General features: G+C 67.6%; 20 protein-coding genes. 4 read left to right on the top strand and 16 right to left on the bottom strand.

From position 1 onward, the window contains the following. Window positions 1-74 precede the first annotated feature (74 nt). On the top strand, window positions 75-515 hold the full coding sequence (locus AB0D32_RS16195) for a hypothetical protein (RefSeq protein WP_357090262.1): 441 nt from the start codon (window positions 75-77) through the stop codon (window positions 513-515). Window positions 516-576: 61 nt separating this feature from the next. On the opposite strand, the gene AB0D32_RS16190 is transcribed toward AB0D32_RS16195, so the two are convergent. From AB0D32_RS16190 to AB0D32_RS16135, 12 genes are all read right to left on the bottom strand, one after another. Continuing rightward, window positions 577-1248 (bottom strand): hypothetical protein, encoded by a 672-nt coding sequence (locus AB0D32_RS16190; protein WP_357090260.1) that lies wholly within the window; start codon window positions 1246-1248, stop codon window positions 577-579. Between the two features lie 170 nt (window positions 1249-1418). Continuing rightward, window positions 1419-1820 (bottom strand): hypothetical protein, encoded by a 402-nt coding sequence (locus AB0D32_RS16185; protein ID WP_357090258.1) that lies wholly within the window; start codon window positions 1818-1820, stop codon window positions 1419-1421. Continuing rightward, window positions 1817-2218, bottom strand: a complete 402-nt coding sequence (locus AB0D32_RS16180) for a hypothetical protein (RefSeq protein ID WP_357090256.1) — start codon at window positions 2216-2218, stop codon at window positions 1817-1819. Before AB0D32_RS16180 ends, AB0D32_RS16185 begins: the two co-directional genes overlap by 4 nt. A gap of 141 nt (window positions 2219-2359) precedes the next feature. Next, window positions 2360-2809: a hypothetical protein gene (locus tag AB0D32_RS16175; protein WP_357090254.1), complete on the bottom strand. Its 450-nt coding sequence runs from the start codon at window positions 2807-2809 to the stop codon at window positions 2360-2362. Between the two features lie 65 nt (window positions 2810-2874). Further along, the gene (locus tag AB0D32_RS16170) at window positions 2875-3516 is read right to left on the bottom strand and encodes a GGDEF domain-containing protein (RefSeq protein WP_357090252.1); all 642 of its coding nucleotides are present in this window, start codon (window positions 3514-3516) and stop codon (window positions 2875-2877) included. A 125-nt stretch (window positions 3517-3641) separates the two neighbouring features. Beyond that, window positions 3642-4067 (bottom strand): hypothetical protein, encoded by a 426-nt coding sequence (locus AB0D32_RS16165; protein ID WP_357090250.1) that lies wholly within the window; start codon window positions 4065-4067, stop codon window positions 3642-3644. Between the two features lie 604 nt (window positions 4068-4671). Beyond that, window positions 4672-6207, bottom strand: coding sequence for a hypothetical protein (locus tag AB0D32_RS16160; protein ID WP_357090248.1), 1536 nt, complete (start codon window positions 6205-6207; stop codon window positions 4672-4674). Between the two features lie 430 nt (window positions 6208-6637). After that, window positions 6638-6862, bottom strand: coding sequence for a hypothetical protein (locus tag AB0D32_RS16155; protein WP_357090246.1), 225 nt, complete (start codon window positions 6860-6862; stop codon window positions 6638-6640). 89 nt (window positions 6863-6951) lie between these two features. Then, complete coding sequence (locus tag AB0D32_RS16150; RefSeq protein WP_357090244.1) at window positions 6952-7455, bottom strand: hypothetical protein; 504 nt, start codon at window positions 7453-7455, stop codon at window positions 6952-6954. A 76-nt stretch (window positions 7456-7531) separates the two neighbouring features. Next, window positions 7532-7681 carry a hypothetical protein gene (locus tag AB0D32_RS16145; RefSeq protein WP_357090242.1) on the bottom strand — a complete coding sequence of 50 codons (150 nt, stop codon included), beginning with the start codon at window positions 7679-7681 and terminating at the stop codon, window positions 7532-7534. Between the two features lie 265 nt (window positions 7682-7946). After that, entirely contained in the window at window positions 7947-9161 is a 1215-nt protein-coding gene (locus AB0D32_RS16140) for a DUF932 domain-containing protein (RefSeq protein ID WP_357090240.1), read from the bottom strand. 602 nt (window positions 9162-9763) lie between these two features. Next, a protein-coding gene (locus AB0D32_RS16135) for an IS5 family transposase (RefSeq protein ID WP_357090383.1) occupies window positions 9764-10566 on the bottom strand; the annotation gives its coding sequence in 2 pieces (ribosomal slippage) (window positions 9764-10239 and window positions 10239-10566; 804 coding nt in all). Between the two features lie 339 nt (window positions 10567-10905). Here AB0D32_RS16135 and AB0D32_RS16130 point away from each other — a divergent pair. Next, window positions 10906-11265 (top strand): hypothetical protein, encoded by a 360-nt coding sequence (locus AB0D32_RS16130; protein WP_357090238.1) that lies wholly within the window; start codon window positions 10906-10908, stop codon window positions 11263-11265. A 64-nt stretch (window positions 11266-11329) separates the two neighbouring features. On the opposite strand, the gene AB0D32_RS16125 is transcribed toward AB0D32_RS16130, so the two are convergent. Both AB0D32_RS16125 and AB0D32_RS16120 read right to left on the bottom strand, forming a co-directional pair. Further along, window positions 11330-12082, bottom strand: coding sequence for a hypothetical protein (locus tag AB0D32_RS16125; RefSeq protein ID WP_357090236.1), 753 nt, complete (start codon window positions 12080-12082; stop codon window positions 11330-11332). 312 nt (window positions 12083-12394) lie between these two features. Beyond that, entirely contained in the window at window positions 12395-12775 is a 381-nt protein-coding gene (locus tag AB0D32_RS16120; RefSeq protein ID WP_357090234.1) for a hypothetical protein, read from the bottom strand. Window positions 12776-13053: 278 nt separating this feature from the next. Here AB0D32_RS16120 and AB0D32_RS16115 point away from each other — a divergent pair, with 278 nt between their 5' ends. Together AB0D32_RS16115 and AB0D32_RS16110 are read left to right on the top strand one after the other, a co-directional pair. Next, a complete protein-coding gene (locus tag AB0D32_RS16115) occupies window positions 13054-14352 on the top strand; it encodes a DUF3883 domain-containing protein (RefSeq protein WP_357090232.1) in 1299 nt (432 codons plus the stop codon). 221 nt (window positions 14353-14573) lie between these two features. Then, window positions 14574-17741: an NB-ARC domain-containing protein gene (locus AB0D32_RS16110; protein ID WP_357090230.1), complete on the top strand. Its 3168-nt coding sequence runs from the start codon at window positions 14574-14576 to the stop codon at window positions 17739-17741. On the opposite strand, the gene AB0D32_RS16105 is transcribed toward AB0D32_RS16110, so the two are convergent. Together AB0D32_RS16105 and AB0D32_RS16100 are read right to left on the bottom strand one after the other, a co-directional pair. After that, window positions 17722-18165, bottom strand: coding sequence for a hypothetical protein (locus AB0D32_RS16105; protein ID WP_357090228.1), 444 nt, complete (start codon window positions 18163-18165; stop codon window positions 17722-17724). The genes AB0D32_RS16110 and AB0D32_RS16105 overlap by 20 nt on opposite strands. Further along, window positions 18162-19844, bottom strand: a complete 1683-nt coding sequence (locus AB0D32_RS16100; protein ID WP_357090226.1) for a hypothetical protein — start codon at window positions 19842-19844, stop codon at window positions 18162-18164. The genes AB0D32_RS16105 and AB0D32_RS16100 overlap by 4 nt, the downstream gene beginning before the upstream one ends. Between the last annotated feature and the right edge of the window lie 76 nt (window positions 19845-19920).

The raw sequence follows: 19920 nt of genomic DNA, 5'->3' as shown, positions 1-19920 counted from the left end.
AGGTTCGAACGGTTTGGTAATCGGTGTGGGGTGTGGTCTGGCGGGCGGACTTGGGCGGTGGTTACTGTCGGGAAATGGCGAGCAAAACGGGGAATGAGGCGACTCGGGCGCTGCGGCGGCGGCAGGAACTTGAGCTGCGGGCGGCGCGGGCGGTCGAGCAGGCTGCCGGGACGGTGCAGGAGGTGCAGCGGCGGCGGCAGGAAGCCGTGGCGCGGCTGGATCAGGAGGTCGGCGCGGCGGCGGCGGCTCACGGCCTGGCCGTGGCGGTGCTGGCGACGGTGCTTCGTGATGACGGCTTGGCGGCGAGCTTGACCGGCGTGGACGTTGCCCGGGTGCGGTCGTATCGGCGTGGCGCGGACGGCGCGGCGGTGCGGGCGCGGATCGCGGAGTTGGGCGAGGTGCTGCCTCGTCGCCGGCGCACGGCGGTTCCGAGACCGGCACCCGGACCGGGACCGACCCCGGGGGATGCGGGCGAGGGTGCTGCTGGTGCGGTGTCTGGTGACTTCGGGGCGTGAGCTGGTGTGGCTGGCCGGTCCGGGGGGTGATCCGGACCGGCCAGCGTGGGACCTGCGGCGTCTAGGTGTAGTCGAGTCCGCATCCGGTGCACACCTGGACTGTGCCGTCGGCGTTCCACTCCATGAGTTCGTCGTCGCTGGCGTGGCAGTGCTCGGGGATGGCGGCGGGCCAGTTGCCCTCAATGACACGGTGGCCGGGATAGACCCAGCGCCGGGCGGTGCTCCCATGGTGCATCACGGGCGGCCCGGGGTGTGGGTAGGCCATGGGCAGCGTGACCCGGTGGCGTAGACCGGTGCCGGTGAGGTCGGTTGGTGGCAGGGGCGCAAAGAGCATGCGTACGGCGCGGCGGTACCGGTCGAAGTCCTTGTAGGTGGGTGAGGTCAGTTCCGCGCGGTCGATCAGGGCGAGCGCTTCGTAGGGTTGGGCTTCCTTGTGGTGGTGGAGTGCGGCGGTGAGGTGCGTTTCGGCGCGGGCGTTGCGGTCGGCTTGGCGGTTGTCGCGTTCGGCCTGGGTGGTGCGTGGTGCGGTGAGCTGGTGGGGGTGGGCGTCGAGGTGGGCGGCTACGGCTCGCCAGACCTCGGAGCGGCCGTACTTCAGGGTGAGTCCGTCGAGGTGGCCGTCTGCGATGTAGCGGATAGCTGCATCCTTACCGCCTGGGATGCGGAAGTAGTTGGGTGCCCAGTCGGCGCAGGTCTGCGTGATCGTGACGAGGTCGGCGCGGGTCATGTCCACGGGCGGTGTTCCTTCCGAAGCAGGGGCGTTAGTTGTTGGCGGGGCCGGTGGGCGGCGGCCGGCGGCGGCCGGCGGCGGGCGCGGCGGAGTCGTCGCGGTGTGGCGTCTCGGCCCGCGTCGTTGGCGGCCGGACGCTCGGCGGGTAACGGCCGGCGGTAGGGCCGGGTGGTCTAGCGGCAGGTTTTGACCTGGAGAGTTTCGGCGACGGTGAGCAGGTGCGCGGGGAGCTGCGGCAGGTGCTCGCGCCAGGCTCGGTACAGGCGGTGGGTGCCGTCGATCAGTAGCGGCGCGGGTGCTGCGCCGGGGATGTCGACGTGAGCCACGATCAGCGGTTGCGTCAGGTCGGTGGTCATCGCGTAGGTGCGGTTGATGGCGTTGTGATCTGGCCCGATGAGGCTGACCGCCCAGGGGTTCGGGTTGTCGAGGTGCACCAGGCCGTAGGCGGTGGCCCAAGCGGTGACGTCAACGGGGCTGGTGGTGCGGGGCGTGGCTGCGATCAGTGCTTGTGCAGCGTCGATGTCGAACACCCACGGCCCGAAGTGGAACCACTGCGGCATCCGGCGGCGGCTCATCCGGCGTTGCTCCTGGCGTGCAACCGGGTGTAGATCGCGACGCATCGCAGGATCAGTTCGTGTGACGGCAGGGTCAGGAGGCGCTGTCGTTTGTCGTCGCGGAGGTTGTCCCAGATCAGGACGGTGACGGCCGCCGACCAGGTGTCGACGATCACCCCGTCGATTTTGGCGTACTGCTGGTGGGCGACGATGCGGCGCAGCGTGTCAATGAGAGTTGCGTCGCCGGTCGGGTGGGTGGCGTCGTCGGGTCGGGCTGCCTCGGGTAGCTGGGTGTAGCAGTCCTCGCAGGTGTAGTCGATGCGTGGGGGGTGTTCGGTCTCCCATCGGCGTACGTCGGCGACGGGTAGGCCGCATACCGATTGGCGCGGGTCGCGGGGGTGGCGGATGTGCCAGCTCATCAGGGGCTCTCCGGGTGGGCTGCGGTTCGGTGGTCGCTGGGGTGAGGGGCGGGAGCGGTAGCCGGCGGCGGCGCGCTCGATGCGCGTCGACGTCGTCTCGCACGGTGCACGGCCGGCGGGGTGCCGGCCGTGCATCTGGGGTTAGGCGGGCTGGCCAAGTAGGTAGTGGGGCCGTCCGGTGATGACCCATGCGACGTAGTCGGCCAGGCACGCGGCGGCCCGCTGGGCGAGGTGCAGCGGGAATCGTTGGGGTTGGGTGACGTAGCGGATGCACGCGCGCAGCAGCTTCAGCCAGAGTTCAGCGAGGCGGGCGGCGGCGCGCATCTGGTGTTCACGGTCGGCGCAGCGGTCGCACCGGTCGGAGCGGGCGTGTAGCGCGATCTGGACGGCGGCGGCGCGGATGGTGGGTAGGTGGGCGACCGCTGTTGTGGGGGCTGCCGGCCACGCGGGGACGTGGTTGCAGAGGTCGAGGCGACCAAGCGCGTTGGCGACGGTGCGGGTAGCGGTGTCGAGCAGGGGGCGAACATGACGGCGACGGTCGGGGGCGGAAAGCGTGGGCAGGATGCGCGTTGGCGCGGTGAGCGCGTTCATGCGGGACTCCTCGGGTGGGGGCCGGTGGGCGGGCGTTGGGTGCCCGGCCACCGGCCCGGCGTGTGTTACGGGCGGTAGGTGCGGCGGCGCTGGGGGGCGTGGGCCGGCACGTCGGGGATCTGCTCGTGGTAAGCGCGGATCGGCGCGCCCGCGATCTTGGCTCCGTACATGGCGCGGTCGGCGCGGCGCAGGAGTTCCGGTGCGCCGATTTCAACGGCGGTGTGGGCCACACCAGCGGTGGCGGACAACTGGATGGTCTGCCCGGCGGCGTCGATTCGGGCGTTGGCAATGGCCGCTTGTGCGGCGGCGGCGTGCGCGAATCCGGTTGGCTCATCGGCGGTGGCGACCATCAGGAATTCGTCGCCGCCGAGGCGACCGATGGTCACCGGCAGGGCCTTGAGCCGGCGTGCGGCTTCGGTGAGCGCGGCGTCTCCGGCGTCGTGGCCGTAGGTGTCGTTGATGCCCTTGAAGTCATCAAGGTCGATTAGCGCGACGGAGACGGGGCGCGCGGCGTCGAGTTGCTTGTTCAGGTGCGTGATGATGGCGCGGCGGTTAAGTAATCCGGTGAGGTCGTCATGGGCGGCGTCGTACTCAGCGACCGTCAGCAGAGTATTGAGCCTGATGATGGCCAGTCGTTGTTTATGCGCGAGCCAAGTGATGGCGAGCGTCAACGCGAGGTTGAGCGTGGCAAGGCTGTACGCGAGCATGGGGGAGCCTCCGGGGGCGTTCACCTCGGCACGTCGTCGGCGTGGGCGGCCGAGTGCGCGGGGTATGGCTGGCTGGGCCGGAGGCGGCCGGGGGTGCGGGTGGTCCCGGCCGCCTGGCGGAGACGTCAGCTCTGGGAGTCCGGGGCGAGGTAGACGTTCGGGTGTCGCTCGATGTTGACGGGGTCAGCGGTGAGGTTGACAGGCATGCTGAAGCCCGCCCCGCCGCTGTTGGTGTCGAGGTGGAACCGTCCGGGCTCGGTCCACCGGATCGTGTATTCGGTCGCGGCCCAATCGATGCCGTTGGCCTCGTAGGCGGCGGCGGTGATGATCCGGTTGGCGCACTCGGCGGTGACCGGGTGGGTTGCGCTCATGGTCAGGTGCAGGAAGATGACCACCACTCGGCGGTTGCGCTCGTGGATGTCCTGAACGGTCATGATGTCGCGCATTGCCTCGGTGGTGAGGCTCAGGTGCGCGAGGTGGCGGGCGCGAACGACTCGGACGAGTGCGGCGATCCGGTCGGCTTGTTCGTAGGTGGCGGAAGTTTCGCCCATCGTGCTGCCTTTCGTTGTGGGGTTTTTGGTTGTGTGGGTGGGGGCTGCTATCCCCTCCCTCACATATGTAATCTTACAGCATTAAGGGTTGGGCTGTCCACCCGGGATCCAAATCTCCCGCGAATGGTTTTCCAAGATCACCCGGCGGACCGTGCCCGGCCGCGATCAGCTCGACGTGGTGATGACGTCACGGCCCCACCCCTTTTTTGGCCGCCGGGGGCGAGCTTGCTCGCCCAGGTACCGGACGGCGGTAGTCAAATCCGACGCGGGGGTTTCGAAGAAAAGATCATGCGGGTTTTGCATGATGTTTTCTGAGCCCGTGGCGGATTTTACTTCCGACGTTTGGTACCGATAATCACCGGCGCAGCCGGCGGCCAAAAAGGGGTTGGGCAGCGCGGCCGTAGGCCGCTCCTTGTTGGTTCTTGGCCCTGTGCCGGCCTTGAGGCACGAGGGTGACTGTGCGCGGGGCCGGCAGGGCGGGCCGGACTCGGGGCGAGCGGAGCGAGCGTCCGGGCTGCCCGGTGCTCGCGGGAGCAACGGCCGTCACCACCACAAACCGAGGAAACGAATTGGTTAGAAACTGTCGGTGGTAGCCGTCTGTTGGTCAGTCCTGGTCGGCTTGACCGGCTGGGGTGTCGAGCACTTCCACGTCGGCGGGGAATGCGACCGCTTCGGGTTGGTCGTGCTCGGCGTATCGGTCGGTGAAGAGCACACCGGCCGCCGAGTTGAAGCCGACGACGCGGAACGCGCCGATCAGGCGCCCGGCCGGTTCGAGGCCGATCCGGTTGCTGGTGTATTCGTGGATCTGGGCGCCGACGCAGATCAGCTGGCCATGGCGGTCGGTCAGGCTGCCTGGTCGGTTGGTGAGTAGTCCGGTCGCGGCGAGGTGCACGGCGGTGTGGTAGCCGCGGTCGGTGGGTCCGTAGAGGAAGCCGGCTTCGGCGTGCTGCACGGTTAGTTCGTAGAGGCGGCGGCCGGGCTGGCGAGTCGGCAGTGCGAGTGTGCGGCCGATCATCGCCGCGCCGATGCGCTCCAGCTCGCGCAGGGGTGGACTTGGCAGGGGCGCTACGGCTCCGAAGCGCAGCATGGATGTGGTGTCGTGTCGGTAGAGCTGTGGGCGCTGGGAGTCTCCGGGCCCAGCGGTCAGCCATTCGTCGGGGCCAACTCGCTGCCATACCTCGCGGTGCTGTTCTACCGTCTGCACGTCCGCTGGCGGTGGGGTCGCCTTCGGCAGTGGTCTCGGGCGTCGGGCGCGCTCGTGCGGCCACGGGTCGCTCGTCTTGGCTGCCCGGGCGTGGGCCGCTCGGTCGCGTGCGGTCAGCGGCTGTAGGTAGATGTGACGTTCGCGTCGGCCGGTGGCGACGAGGTCGAGGATTCTCTGTGCCTTGGCGGCGGCCTGTTCCCGGAGTGTGGGCGGGCAGTGATCGGGCAGGGTGAAGGTGTCCGCGAGTAGATCTATTGCGATCTTGCACCGCCACACCATGGCGTAGCCGCCTTGCTGGCGGACGTAGAGGTGCAGGTCGGCTTCTGCCTGTCCGAATCGGCGCGGCCAGACCATGACCCGTTCGTTGCCCCAGGACAGGTACTCGGTTTTCGGGGCCAGTCTGACGGAGGTTGGACCGCCTCGCTCGCGGTGCTGGTAGGGCCAGGGCCCATCGCCGTAGGTGATCGCCATGTCGTCGATGTCGTACGCACAGTCGCCGTCGGCTGGCTTGCGTCCGTAGCTGTAGTACGTCGTGCCGGCGGGCTCCAGCCGCTGGACCAGGTCGTCTGCCTCGGCTTGAGTGGCGAAGTACGCGGCGCTGTCCTCGACGGCTTGGCCGATCGCGTTGACCGCCTTGTCGTGGTCGCGGTCGTAGACGCACCAGGGCGTCTCGGCGGTTCCGCGTAGCCCTTCGCGCAGGGGCATCGCGGCGAAGTATCGGGGCGGGAACTTGTCGTGCCATTCCGAGGTGGGCGCCAGCAGCGTCCACGTCCACGCGATGAGGTCCGCGTTGGGGTATTGGAGCATGTGCAGGGTGTTGCCGTCGATTCGGCATTCGTCGGCGCGGGGGATGTTAAGGCTGCCGTTAGTGATCGTGCCGTCGGGGTGGAATCCGGTGAAGTGCAGACGGGATTTGCCGCCGGTGATGGTGCGCAACCCGGACGTCTCCGGGTACAGCCGGTTGATGCACAACCAGGTGCTGTCGGGTACGGCGGCGCGTCGGAAGTCGGCGATGGTTCGCATGGGTGTGGGAAGTCCTTCTGTGGTGAGGGATGTGAGGGCTCGGGGCGACCTGCCCGCAGCGGTTGGTGCGGACGATGGAGCCGGGAGGGTCGCCGGCGGAGCCGGCGACCAGACAGGGGGTTGGGCAGCGCGGCCGTAGGCCGCTCCGGTTCAGGTTCGTGGCCCTGTGCCGGCCCTGAGGCACGAGGGTGACTGCGCGCGGGGCCGGCAGGGCGGGCCCGATGTTGGCGCGCGCAGCGGGCGTCCAGCCCCGGCCGCTGCTTGCGTGAACAGGGGCCGGTACCCATGAGCCGGGAACTACAGGGGATGGGAGATCCCGGCGGTGGGCTGGCCGGTAGAGCGTTCAGGCGGCTCGTGGTGCGTGGATGTCGATGGTGATTCGGTGGCTGGCCTGGGGGCCGCGCTCGACGGTGATCGTGGTGTGCGGACCGGTGATAGCCACGATGGGCGCGGCCTCTCCGTCGGTGGACACGGCGACGGGTGCGGTCAGGTGCCGACCGATGAGTGGTAGCGCGTGTGCGAGGTCGTCCAGGACACCGGCGGGCGGTTGCTCTGGCTGGGTGTTCATCTCGACTCCCGGATGGGTCGGGTCGTGCGGCAGGGTGTTCGCCTGGGGGTGGGGGAGACCGGTTCGGCCGGTGTCCCCCACCCGGAGGGCTATGCGGCGTCGGGTACGGCGGTGAGGTGGAGCGTCGGGGCGGGCATGGTGCAGGCGCTGCATCGGCCTGCGTGCCAGGTGTGCGCGGCGGGCGGGTCGGTGGTGGCGGGGCAGGGTTGGCGTTGCAGTTCGGCCAGGGTGGTGGTGGCGAGGCAGCGGGGACACCGTCGCCAGGTGGCGGCGGGTGGGCCGGTGACGATTTCGGGGCAGGTGGTGCAGCCGAATCCGGCCTGTCGTAGGGCGTGTCCGATGGCGTCGGCGTGGTCGATGGCGCGGCGTGCGGTGGCGTTGACGCGGTTCCAGTCGTCGCTGGTGTGCAGGTGTCGCCATTCGGCGTCGGTGAGGGTGAGGGGACTGATTCGGGCTTGCGCTTCGGCGCGACCGATGAGGTAGCCGGTCCAGCCGTAGGCGCGGGCGAGTGCGGCAAAGATGTCGCGGGCGTCGGTTTCGGTGAAGGTGCGGGGTAGGCGTACGCCGTGGGGCAGTCCGAGGGGCTTGGGCATGTTTGCTCCTGGGCGTGGGGTGCGGGGGCGGAGGGTGCCGAGCCCGGGGGTTGTCTGAGGGCTCGGCACCCTCCGGTCAGTCGAGCTGGTAGAGTTCTCGGGCCTCGGAGACGGCCACTACCGGGCCGGTTTCGAGCTGCACCATGCACTGCCCGAGGGGGCCGCGTGGCAGGATCGTCGCCAGTCTTTCCGGGCCGCTGCCGCCGTTGCGGAACACAACAACCATGCCTGGGTAGAGGGTGTGGGGGTTTACGTTGGCGCGCGGCCGGTGCTGGCTTATTGGTTCTCCGTCGGCTGCTTGTCGGTGGGGGCGGCGGCCGAGGATGTTCACCCTTGTTGGTGAGGATGAGCGGGGCGTCGGCCGGGCCTTTGATATGGGGGCGCACATAGGTGCGGGGCGGCAGCCCGCGTCGGCGTGCTCGATGCGCGCCGACGCGGTCTCGGGCCGCGAGGGGCGGGCACCGGTTGGTCGGTGCCCGCCCCGGGGTGGGTCAGCGGCGGGTGAGGGTGAGCAGGCGGCGGTGGGCCTTGCTCTTCAGTTCGTCGGCGCGGCCCTCCACCATGGCGGTGGCGCGGGCGGCGAGGTTGTTGCCGCGAAGCGATCCGGTGGGCCGGATGGTGGTCTTCCAGTCGGCGAACTCGGTGATGGCGCGCTCGGCGGCGTAGGCGGTGCGGCCCAGGCGGGCGGCGTTGGTGTCGTAGAGGTCGGTCAGGATTTCCAGCCGCTGGGCGTGCTTGTTGCGGGTGCGGGTGGGGGCGTCCTCGTCGGGGGTCGTCCACAGGTCGCCGATGACCTCGTGGAACTCGTTGATGGCGAGTTCGGTGCGGGCGAGGGCTTCTTCTTCGGCGGCGAAGTGGTCGAAGTAGTCGACCGACAGGCGCAGGGTGCGGCGGGCCTCTTCGATGCGGTCGCGGGCGTTGCGGGTGTGGCGCACGCCCCAGCGGGTGAGGGCGTCGCGGACGGCAAACCGTTCGGTGTTGCCGCAGACCGGACGCCAGGGCGTGACCACGACCTGGAACAGGCTCGATCCGTCGTGGCTGTTGAGGGCGACGATGAACGGCACGATTTCGTCGTTGACGCCTGCGGCGTCGATGGTGACCGTCTGCGGCAGGCGCATGGAGATGAAGACCTTGCGGCCCTCGCGCAGCGCTCCGGCGGACTCCCACGTCACGGCGTAGTCGTCGACGAGGTCCTGAAGGAACTCGAAGCCCTGCCGGTTCTGAAGCACCTCGTAGCGGGCTCCGACCACGCCGAGACCAGCGTTGGTGTCCTCCCGGATGTTGACGAACTGGTCCGGCAGGATGCGGGGCTGGTCGGTGGGGGTGGCCTGGTAGAACACGGGGCGGCGGCTGACGTTGAAGTTGATGCCGCCGAGGGTGAGCACCTGGTCGATGTCGGTGGTGCCGCCGGGGATGACGTTGCCGAGCTGGTGCCATGCGGGCGTGGTGGTGTAGAGCGCGACCTGTCCGGTGGTCTCGTCCAAGCCGTGTTCGGGCATCAACTCGCCCTGGCGCATGGTGAGGACTTCGCCGTCGTCCCAGCTGTTCGGGTCGGTGACCAGGTAGCGGCCGTTGCCGAGGTTGCGCAGCTTCCCGTCGGCGACCTGGGCATCGATGCCGGCCTGCTTGTCGGCGGCCCGGTTGATCTGTGCGGCCCGCTCTTCGGCGAACTTCTGGTTGACGTCCGGCAGTGCGAGAGTGGTCATGACTGGCGTTGCCTTTCGTTGTGGGGTTTTTGGTTGTGTGGGTGGGGGCTGCTATCCCCTCCCTCACATATGTAATCTTACAGCATTAAGGGTTGGGCTGTCCACCCGGGATCCAAATCTCCCGCGAATGGTTTTCCAAGATCACCCGGCGGACCGTGCCCGGCCGCGATCAGCTCGACGTGGTGATGACGTCACGGCCCCACCCCTTTTTTGGCCGCCGGGGGCGAGCTTGCTCGCCCAGGTACCGGACGGCGGTAGTCAAATCCGACGCGGGGGTTTCGAAGAAAAGATCATGCGGGTTTTGCATGATGTTTTCTGAGCCCGTGGCGGATTTTACTTCCGACGTTTGGTACCGATAATCACCGGCGCAGCCGGCGGCCAAAAAGGGGTTGGGCAGCGCGGCCGTAGGCCGCTCCTTGTTGGTTCTTGGCCCTGTGCCGGCCTTGAGGCACGAGGGTGACTGTGCGCGGGGCCGGCAGGGCGGGCCGGACTCGGGGCGAGCGGAGCGAGCGTCCGGGCTGCCCGGTGCTCGCGGGAGCAACGGCCGTCACCACCACAAACCGAGGAACAAAATGTGATTCTGGAACTCTTTAGAGCGTGTCTCAGGTGGTGAGTTTGAGGTAGCGCTTGTGGCAGGTGAGAGCGGCGGCGAGGGTGACGAACGCGCAGTAGAGGCTGGCTGAGCGTTCGTAGCGGATGGTCAGCCGGCGGTAGCCGGTGAACCAGGCGAAGGTTCTCTCGATCACCCATCGATGCCGCCCGAGCCGGTGTGAGGATTCGATGCCGCGGCGGGCGATGCGGGGTCGGATGCCGCGGGCACGGAGCATGCGGCGTAGGTGGGGGTAGTCGTAGCCCTTGTCGGCGTGCAGCTTGTCGGGGCGCCGGCGGCGGGGTCCGCGTCGGGAGCGGACGGCGGGGATGGCCTGGATGAGGGATTCCAGGCAGCGGCTGTCGTGGGTGTTCGCGGCGGACACGCCGACGGACAGAGGCAGCCCGTTGCGGTCGGACAGGGCGTGGATCTTGCTGCCGGGCTTGCCTCGGTCGACCGGGCTCGGTCCGGTCAGGTCGCCCCCCTTTTCGCCCGCACCGACGCCGCGTCGGCGGTGGCCCGGGACCAGTCGATCAACCCCTTCGTGCCGAGTTGGTCCAGGGCGGCGACGTGCAGCCTGCGCCACAGCCCGGCCCGGGTCCAGGCGACGAACCGGCGGTGCGCGGTGGCCTTGGAGACTCCGAACCCGGGTGGCAGGTGCCGCCAGGCACAGCCAGTGGTCAACACGTACACGATCGCGGCGAACACCGCCCGTGCCTCGATCGGTGGGGTGCCGCCGCCCTGCGGGCGTCGAGGCGGTGGCGGGATCAGCGGGGCGGCCAGGCTCCACAACTCGTCAGGCACCCACTCTGAGATCAACCGGTCGTCCACAGTAGAAGAGATCTACCACCAAGGTCAGCCGACTGCCACCTGAGACACGCTCTTAGAGGGCGGCCCTTTGAATGGGGCTATTGTCAACTCTGTCGGTGCGAATGCGACAGCGTGAGTTCCGGGTATAGCAGATGGCCGGGGCTAAACCCTTGGCCTTGCGGCCTTGGGCCGGCAAAGCCCCGGCCATCCTCAGGAACCCCGACGCGGTAAGGACCCGGCCGAGGAGTTTCCGATGTTACCGGATTGGACGTGTGCTCCCGCTTGGGGCGGGTCGACGTCTCGTGATAGGTGCGGTTGTTCTGTTGGTGTACGCAGGGCAGTTTCGTGAGAAGGCTGGGCGCGCCGATGGTGGGGCTGCCGAGCGTCGGGGATCGGGGCGGGTCGGGGCTGACCGTCGTGGTCCTGCGTCTTGGGCTCGGCCTGAAGTCGTATAACGTGAGCCGGGTGACGGAACGACGCGTGCTGCTTGAGGTTGCGAATTCGTGGCCCGGTTCCAGTATCGATGGCGATCCGGGGATCGTGTCGGGGAATCTAACGGTCGTCGGCGACCCTGATGGGAGCGTGCTGTTTAGCCTCGGTGTCGGCGCGGCTGGTGGGCCTCCGGAGGAGTCGGACTATGTCGAGTTCGTTCTTTCGCCGGATCAGGCCAACGCGTTGATGGAGGCGCTCGCTTCTCGCAGGTAGCCGTCGGCGAGCGGTCACGGGGCTCGGCCGAGGTCTTGAGGGGTCGTGCGGTTCGACCCCGCGATCAACCTCTGCGAAGTTGACGCAACTTGTCAGATTCCGAGCGGTCTCGTCGCCCGAGGATGCTCGCCAGCTCTGCCAGGGTGTCCTCGCCCAGCATGGAGGGGTTGGTCGCCATCGCCTCCAGCAGGCTCGTGACCTGATCGGACGGCAGTTCTGCCAGCGAGCGCTTCAACTCCGCGAGGCCTTCGCCATCGACGATGTTGGCGCTGGTGACGAGTCTCATCTGTTCGTCGCTGTATGCTCGGGCAGCGAGTGCCGCTAGGTAGCGTGCCTGCGCCTCTGCACTCGACATGTTGGGGCGGTCTTCGTCCGATACTTCAGTAAGTTCCTGAGACGGCTCGACAACGGCCCCCTCCATGACAGGGGTCTTCTTCTGGGCCTTGCGCCGCGAGCGACGCTCAAGCATCTTGGCCCGCTGGGCGTTGATGGCTGGACGAGCCGTTTCCCGCCACCACTGCTCTGCGAGGGGCTTGGCCTTGGCGATCCCACGATCGATCAAGTGGGAGACCAGGGCAGCGATGGCCTGATCGAGTTCCTCTTCTTCCCGAGTTCGACGGCGCCGTTCGACGGGGACGTAGACCGTCTCAGTGACGACAGCAGGCTCGGGCTCGCTTACGTCGTCGGGGATAAACCGAGCGCTGCCCTTGAGGTTGCCCTCGCGGTCGAAGAGGTTCTGGTGGAGGCCGCCTTCCTTCTTCTGTCCTGGAATGAGGTCGTCGTCGTCCCACTCGTAGTGCCCCTTGATGCGCCCCATGTCGCGGGACTGTAGTTGCTACGGCCAAAGGATCCGCCAGTGCGACCGCCAGGATTGTGAGAAACCGCCATCGGCCGTGAGAACCTACATGGATGTAGCGCACCTGGTGGGCCCGCAGTAGCGGTAGGACGTGGGTGGTCATGAGCTGGCCGGTTGGGGCGTACTCGTCGCCGGTCATGCTGGTGAGTACGACCAGGCGGTTGAGGTCGAATCCGCGGCTGGCGGGGTCGGTGAGCCATCGGGTGAGGACGGCGACGCTGTCGACGCCCATGCCCAGGGAGAGCACAACGGGTCTGGTTGGGTCGTGGGCGCTCATCGGTTACCGCCGTGCAGCTGCGTCGGGTCGATTGCTCTCGGGTACGGCCGGGCGGGTTGGGCCAGGCGGGCGGCGGGGCTGTGGTGGATCTGCCAGGCGTACTTGTGCTTGCCGGGGTGGCGGATGGTGCTGGCACCGATCACGGTCAGCGCCCGTGGCAGCCACACGGCGAGGGGCTCACCGGCGGGCGGTGGTGCGCCCAGGCGTCTGAGTCTGGCGGCGACGCCCTGGCTGCCGAAGTCGCCGCTGGTCAGTTTGGATATGGCTCGGCCGGGCAGGCTGGTGCCGTCGGGTAGAAGGATCTGCCGGGTGGCGGTGGTCCGGCCGAGGTAGGTTGCGTTGTGGCCCTGGTAGGTCCAACCGACGTGCCCCGGCATGATCATCTTGCCGGCGCGGTGGCGGGGTACGGGGTCACTGAACGCGACGATTCCGCGGATGCCGGCGCGGGCGGCGAGCCGGAAGACGCGGGCCAGGAACCAGGTCTCCTGGTGGAGTGTACGGAATTCGTAGGTGACGAATGGGTACGGCTCCTGCGCGAAGGCCTGCGGATCGCCCCCGCGATTCCGGTAGTAGGAGATCGAGGCCAGCGCATGTTGCGGTGTTGTCTGGCTGACTGGCTCTGGTGTGGCCGGGAACTGGGCGGCAGGATGCGCGGATGGCCGTGAACTTTCAGCTTTCCCCTGCTCGTGAACTGCCGGCTGGAGATCCGCTCGGACGTGCCTGGGTGGGCTGGCGGGAGACCTCGACGGACGATGAGTTGTGGGAGCTCAACCGGGGACGGTGGGCCCTCGCCGCCCGCGTCGACAACGAGCGGTTCGCCACCCTGTCGTTCGAAGGCCGTGTGCAGGTGGTCGCGGAGATCAGTGGACGGGAACGCTGCGACGATGGCGACAGGGTGAAGTGGCGGTTGTCCGGCTCTGTCTTGTGCCCCGGCGACCCAGTGCACGACGCGCTGAAGGGCAGGCCGGTGCCGCGGCAGCGTAACCCTGTCGGCTACTACGACACTGCGGACCTGGACGTGATGTCCGCGGCGGAGCGGGCCAGATTCGCCCAGCGGCAACCGGTCACGATGGTGGTGACCTGGAATCCGGCGAAGTGGAACCCAAACGACATCTGGGCCGACCAGATATACCCACAGCAGGTCCAGGCCGTCGCGAGCGGCGGCCTGTGGCGCGGTCAGTGGGCCACCGGCGGCAGGACAGGCGGGATCGAACCGGGCGACCGGGTCTTCTTCCTACGCCAGGGCATGGAGCCGCGCGGCGTCATCGGCAGCGGCACTACCGCCAGTCGCATCTTCAGCGACGGCCACTGGGACGACGACCGGGCCGGCGGGACCGCCAACTACGTGCTGATCGACTGGGACACGTTCCAGCTACCGCAAGACGGCCTGCCCCACGAGTTACTGATCCACCGCATCCCTGAGGGCGGAATCTGGCGGCCGCAAGCCAGCGGCTGGGTACTGCCCCAGGTCGCCGCAGCCAAACTCGAAGAGCTCTGGGCCGAGCACCTGGGCCGCGCCACGCCGCCGCCACCACGCAGCACGCCCCGGCAGGGCTGGCAAATGGACCCAGTCCGCCGCAAGAAGGTCGAAGATGCCGCACAGGACATGCTCATGGAGCACTTCCGCAAAGACAAATGGACCGTGCAGGACGTCCGCTTCGGCAACCCCTATGACGCCATCGCTACCAAGGACGGGCGGACGCTCTGGCTGGAGGCCAAGGGCACAGAGACCAATGGCGCCTCCGTCATCGTCACCCGCAACGAGGTCGAGTGGGCCAGGAATCACCCTGGCGACTGCATACTCGGCATCCTCTCCGACGTCACCTTTTTCCCGAACGGCGAGGTCGACACGGCGAGCGGAACCTTCCGAATGTTTACTTGGTACCCGGAAGGGGGTGCACTGGCACCACGCGCCTACGACTTCACACCGGACGCAGGTGACCGCATCGAATGAGGGTTACGCGGCTCGGGTCAGTGGCTGCCTGTGTCGAGATGCGATTGAATGGGTGACCTCCTGGCGAAGGGGTCAATGAGATGCGGCAGCGGCGGCGATGGCGGCTGGTGACGGTGGTTACTGCCGCGGGGTCGGTCGCCGGTGCGGCGGCGTTCGCCTCGGTGGCCGCGAACGCGGCTACGGGGAGCCCAGTCAAGTGGTGGCCGGACTGGTTGCCGTCCATGAGCAGCAACTATCTGCGGTGGCTGGCCGCTTCTGTGCTGATCACTGCGGGTTCTGGGCTTCTTATCTGGTGGGCGCAGCGCTGGTACGAGCGGGGCTTAGCGGAGTTGGTGCCGCCGAAGCAGCGTCCTGAGCCGTGGATGGTGGACCGGCCGACCGAGGTTCGCGAGATCGTACAGGCGGTGACACAACGGCGTGGAGCTGCGGCGATGGATAGCACCACGGCGGTGCAGGGTGCTGGTGGGTTCGGGAAGACGACAGTGGCGCGGTTAGTGCGGGCGGATCGGCGGGTGCTGCGCCGGTTCGACGGCCGGGTGTACTGGGTGACGCTAGGCCGTAATGCACGCAGGGATGCCCTCCTCCGGCCGCTGAATGATCTGTTCACGACGTTGGGCGCGAGTCCAGCGCAGCCGTTTACGGATGTGGGGCAGGCGGCGGAGTACCTGGCGGCGGTGCTGGCGAAGGGGCCGCGGCGGCTGCTCGTGCTCGATGATGTGTGGTTCGACGAGCAGTTGGCGGCGTTTCCGGTGGCCGGGCGGTGTGTCCGGTTGGTGACCACGCGGAAGCCGTCTCTGGTGACCGGGCAGGCAGTTCCGGTGCGGGTGGACCAGATGTCGGTGGAGGAGGCCTGTCGGGTGCTTACCGCGGATCTGCCCGGGCTGCAGCCGATGGTGGTGGCAGCGTTGCTGGCGGAGACGGGTCGGTGGCCGTTACTACTGCGATTGACCAATCGCAACTTGCGTGCTCACCTCCAGTCGCACACTGACCTGGCCGTCGTGGCATACGACCTGGTGCAACGGTTGCACCGCGACGGTGCGCTGAAGGCGGCCGGGCAGCTGCCCGACGTCGGCGACGTGCAGCAGCTCGACGTCGACGATCCGGTCGAACGCAGCAAGGCACTGGCGGCGACGATCGAGGCCAGCGCCGGGCTGCTCACCGCCGATGACCGTGCCCGGCTGACCGAGCTGGCCATTTTCGCCGAGGACGAAGCCGTCCCGGTCACCTTGATTGCGGCGTTGTGGCAGGCCACCGGAGGGCTAGACACGGCACAAACGCGAATAGCGTGTACCAGGCTGGCCGATTTGGCCCTGCTGACCCTCGCAGCCACCGACGACGGCGGCACCGTCACCCTCCACGAAGTCATCCGTGGCTACCTTCACCAGCGACTACAGGACCAAGCCCTCAAGCCGCACAATTTGCTCCTCGACCCCGTTGCCCGGGTGCACGCTCTGCTGCTCGACACCGTTTCCGCGAGTCTTCCTCGCGTAGCGCCTCCCGACGGTGCCGCCGGCGACAAGGCCATCGCCTGGTGGGAGCTGCCTCTTCGTGAGACCTACTTGCGTGAACACCTCGTTACCCACCTGGTTGATGCCCACCGTCGTATCGAGGCCGAGGCCGTCGCCACCGATCTGCGCTGGGTGCAATCGCGGCTTCAGGAGGCTGGACCGGGCGGTCCGGTGATCGACCTCAGGCGCATCGGCAGCTCTCGGTCTGTGCGGCTTAGTCGTCTGCTTGCGCAGACCGCGCATCTACTGACCCCCACGGACCCGCCTCACTCACTAGTGGACATCCTGTACTCGCGCGTCGACCACGACGTGGACTGGGGACCGCAAGCACGGGCTCTGAGCCAAGCCCGTACCCAAACGGCGCTCATCAACGCGGGGCAGCTACCTGACCTTCCTCACGCCAACTTGCGCCAAGTCTTGATCGGCCATCGCGATCGAGTCTTGAAGGTAGCTATCGAGCCGGATGGTGAATGGCTCGTTACAACTAGCTTGGATGGTTCCGCGCGGATATGGGATGCGTTCACCGGTGAACTTCGCGCGGAAGCCGCTGGTCGCTCGGGAAGTATGAGCAAGGTGGTGATCGCTCCAGACGGGAGTTGGTTCATTACCGCCGGACTCGGTTCGGCGACAATGTGGGATTCAGTCACCGCCCGACTGCTTTTCGAGCTCAACGATCATGGCGCCTGGGTGAACGCCTTGGCAGTAGCTAGAGACGGCACATGGTTAGCCAGCGCTGGCTACGACACGACAGTCCGAATCTGGGATGCGGCGAATGGCCGACAACGCGCCAAGCTGTCGGGCCACGAGGACGAACCCATGTCGCTGGTTGTCGCTGCGGATGGCAACTGGCTGGCTAGCGCCGGCAAAGACTCAACGGTACGCATTTGGGATGTGACCACAGCGCGTGAGCGCGCCAAGCTGATTGGGCACGTTGGTGTTGTGTACGCGCTGGCGGTAGACCCGCAGGGGAGGTGGCTTGCCAGCGCTGGTGATGACGCAACGATACGCATATGGGATCCTTCGTCTGGCGATCTCCGCCATGTACTGACCGGACATGCCGGCGTTGTGTTCGCGCTGACCGCGGACCTTGATGGTAAGCGGCTTGCGAGCGCGGGTAGCGACGCGACGGTGCGGGTCTGGGATCCTGTCTCTGGCGCCCTGCACCAGCTACTGACCGGTCACGCCAGCCGAGTGTCGGCGGTCGCCGTCGCCAGCGACGGCAAGTGGCTAGCTAGCGCTAGTGATGACCAGTCGGTTCGCCTTTGGGATCTCACCGACAACAGTAATCATGCGACGCCAACTCTTCAGGCCAACGAAGGCGAAAAATTGGCGGATTTATTCAATCCTTCCATTGAGTCTTTCGACCTGCCGCGCGATCTAGGAGCGCTACTGATGGAGGACCCGACTCGATGGTCCGACATGACCGAAACTCCGGACGGCGCATGGCTTACTGTTAGCGGGAAGAGCATGGCTGCGGAGGTCTGGAATAAAAGATCCGGCCGCTTGCAAACAGTCCTAGAAGGTCATTCCGAGGTAGTAAATGCATTTGCAGTTGCGGTGGGCTCTGCGTGGATTGCTACTGGCGGTCAGGATGCCAATATCCGAATCTGGGACATGGCGTCTGGTGAATTGCAATCGATACTCAGGGGTCACACGGGTCCTATTTCCGCGATGTCTTTCAGCCCTGATAATGCTTGGCTGGCCAGTGTAAGCAGCGACGGCTCAGTGCGGATCTGGAGCACCGTCGAGCGCGCCTGCTGTGCCGTAATGCGCACTGAGAAGCCGCTGAGCACGTGCGTCTGGGATCAAGATGGATATACGGTCACGGTCACGGGAGAAGCTGGCTCATACACCTTTATTGTCAGAAGGGGTGACTCCTAATTTCGGAGTTGGCCGGAACGGGATCAAGCAGGACGAGCCTTCCAAGGTTGATGGACTCGTAGTGGGGTGTGAGGCGTGGGAAGGGGTTGAGCAGGACGGCGGGGTGTTGGGGGACGGACAGCACGGCGACGCCGACGATGCGGCCCTCGGGAGTCACCGCGCTCGGGTGGGGGTCGGGGTAGTCGTCCAGGTGGGGTGCGCGGTCGGTGAGGCCGTAGCAGAGGCGGGCAGCGGGCCAGGTGGATGCGTAGTGGTGCTCTGCGGTGAACTGCCGGGCGGCGCCCGCGGAGATGGGCGTGACGGTGTACTGGTCGGGGTCGAACCGGCGCCCGTCGTGGTGATGCCAGGTGTGCTGGCGGCGGCGCCAGCGCTGGCACCAGCCATCAGGGCTCAACGTAGAGGTGGGAGGGAGTGGCTTGGTCACGGCTTGCCTCCGGCCGTGACGCGCTCGCGCAGTTGCGACAGGGTGAGTCGGTGGCGCTGGCCGTGGCGCTGTTCGGTGAGAATGGCGACGTCGCCGAGTTGGTCGCGTAGCTGCTGCTCGGCGGCTTCGGCGGTGGCGTAGTTCTCGGGCAGCTTGTGTAGGACGTGTGCCCAGTGGCGTTTGCCGGCGCGTACGCAGGTGCCGCCGCAGTTGTTGTGGGGCATGCCGAGGTCGTAGAGGCGCGGCGGGCGCAGGCCGGTATCGCGGGCCCAGTCGAGCAGGTCGTCTTTGCTGAGGTGTGGTGGGTCGAGCAGTGGGAAGCGCACGGTCCAAGGCGTCCACCCGGCCGCGATGGCGGGTGCGCGATTGCGGTCGCGCGGGGAGGCGTCGAGGCCGATGTAGAGGGTGGTGGTCGCGGGGTCGGTGTGGGTGTCGAGCCACCGCCGGCAGGGGACGATTTTGAGTGTGGTGGTGCAGGGGGCTATGCGGCTGTTGCCGAGGTAGCGCACATCGTGGAAGAGCTGCCACGGAGTGCGGCCGTCGGCGACGCGGGTGACGGGCACGCCGAGTTGTGCGCTGCTGTCGTCGAGCCAGCGATACAGGTCGGGATCTTCGGTCAGGACGTCGGCGAAGAGCAGGACGAGTCGGTCGGTGCCGTGTTGGGCGGCGACGCGTTGGGCGGCGGCCCAACTGCCGATGCCGCCGGAGTATTGGATGACGTGCAGGCCAGTCGGGTTGGGTTGCCGGGCGGCGGGTGCGATCGGTGAGGGGCTACGCATGCCGTGTCCTTCCGGTGGGTTCCTGGTTCGAGGTCGGGACCGGTTGCCGTCCGGATTCCGCGCTCGGTGATGGGTGCGAGGGGGAGCGGGTGGGGCGCTCGGTCCGCGGCAGGGACCTGAGGCGTGCGGACGCAGGGACTGCCTCAGCGATGGGCGGAGCGAGCAGCGGACGGCGCCTGGCCCGTAGCCGGGGATGCGAGGGGGCGCGTGAGCGTCCTTCGTCCAGATCCCGCGTGCTCGATGGCGCTGAATCTGATGCTTCGCGGGCGTGCCGGCCGCCCGGGTCGTCCTGGGCGGCCGGCGGGGCGGGGTCAGGAGACGAGGCGCTGCCGGGCGATGAGGAAGCAGGGCGGCAACGTCGCGCTCGCTGCCCAGGTAGTGCCGGTCTCCGTCAGGGGAGATCCACACACCGTTGATCGGCTTAGGCTCGTCTCCGCCCTGACGCAGGTGCGCGGCCACAGCGGCTACCTTGTTTTCCCAGCGCTGCCAGGTGTCGGGGTAGCGCTGGGCCGACTTCACCAGCCGGTCGTACTCGGTGCGCTGCTCGGGGTTGAGCTGGTCGTGCAGCCCCATGAGTCGGAACACCGCGTCGCTCTCCGGGTCTAACCCGTACGCGCTGACGCCCCACGTCTGGACGTGCTCGTTGCCGTCGAGGTACATCACCTGCATGAGGTTGTAGGTGCTGCCCTTCGGCTTGTTCCAGATTTCACCCGGGCGCCTCGGGTTGGTCGTCTGCGAGACGAACCGCTGCTCGCCCTTCTTGGCGCCCTTGGTCGCCGTCTCGATCCAGAAGCGGATCTTGCAGCGCAGCGAGTAGCTGTAGGGGTAGTCGTCAACGTGGTAGGCGGTGTCGACGCTGGTGTGGCCCTGCAGGATGCGGACGCGCTCGATGCTGCTCATGCCGTGCCTTTCTCCTTGGGGGTTCCTGATTGCGAGGGCTGGGTTGCCGTCCCTCCCTCACTCCTTAATCATGCAG

The organism is Micromonospora sp. NPDC048170 (assembly GCF_040652795.1).
GTDB lineage: Bacteria > Actinomycetota > Actinomycetes > Mycobacteriales > Micromonosporaceae > Micromonospora.
This window is presented reverse-complemented; position numbering and strand designations above follow the sequence as displayed.

Bases quoted from the DNA above. Each gene is read 5' to 3' on its own strand.
- AB0D32_RS16195 (WP_357090262.1), top strand. From the start codon at position 75: ATGGCGAGCAAAACGGGGAATGAGGCGACTCGGGCGCTGCGGCGGCGG.
- AB0D32_RS16185 (WP_357090258.1), bottom strand. From the start codon at position 1,820: ATGAGCCGCCGCCGGATGCCGCAGTGGTTCCACTTCGGGCCGTGGGTG.
- AB0D32_RS16180 (WP_357090256.1), bottom strand. From the start codon at position 2,218: ATGAGCTGGCACATCCGCCACCCCCGCGACCCGCGCCAATCGGTATGC.
- AB0D32_RS16175 (WP_357090254.1), bottom strand. From the start codon at position 2,809: ATGAACGCGCTCACCGCGCCAACGCGCATCCTGCCCACGCTTTCCGCC.
- AB0D32_RS16170 (WP_357090252.1), bottom strand. From the start codon at position 3,516: ATGCTCGCGTACAGCCTTGCCACGCTCAACCTCGCGTTGACGCTCGCC.
- AB0D32_RS16165 (WP_357090250.1), bottom strand. From the start codon at position 4,067: ATGGGCGAAACTTCCGCCACCTACGAACAAGCCGACCGGATCGCCGCA.
- AB0D32_RS16155 (WP_357090246.1), bottom strand. From the start codon at position 6,862: ATGAACACCCAGCCAGAGCAACCGCCCGCCGGTGTCCTGGACGACCTC.
- AB0D32_RS16150 (WP_357090244.1), bottom strand. From the start codon at position 7,455: ATGCCCAAGCCCCTCGGACTGCCCCACGGCGTACGCCTACCCCGCACC.
- AB0D32_RS16145 (WP_357090242.1), bottom strand. From the start codon at position 7,681: ATGGTTGTTGTGTTCCGCAACGGCGGCAGCGGCCCGGAAAGACTGGCG.
- AB0D32_RS16140 (WP_357090240.1), bottom strand. From the start codon at position 9,161: ATGACCACTCTCGCACTGCCGGACGTCAACCAGAAGTTCGCCGAAGAG.
- AB0D32_RS16125 (WP_357090236.1), bottom strand. From the start codon at position 12,082: ATGGGGCGCATCAAGGGGCACTACGAGTGGGACGACGACGACCTCATT.
- AB0D32_RS16120 (WP_357090234.1), bottom strand. From the start codon at position 12,775: ATGCCGGGGCACGTCGGTTGGACCTACCAGGGCCACAACGCAACCTAC.
- AB0D32_RS16115 (WP_357090232.1), top strand. From the start codon at position 13,054: ATGGCCGTGAACTTTCAGCTTTCCCCTGCTCGTGAACTGCCGGCTGGA.
- AB0D32_RS16110 (WP_357090230.1), top strand. From the start codon at position 14,574: ATGAGCAGCAACTATCTGCGGTGGCTGGCCGCTTCTGTGCTGATCACT.
- AB0D32_RS16100 (WP_357090226.1), bottom strand. From the start codon at position 19,844: ATGAGCAGCATCGAGCGCGTCCGCATCCTGCAGGGCCACACCAGCGTC.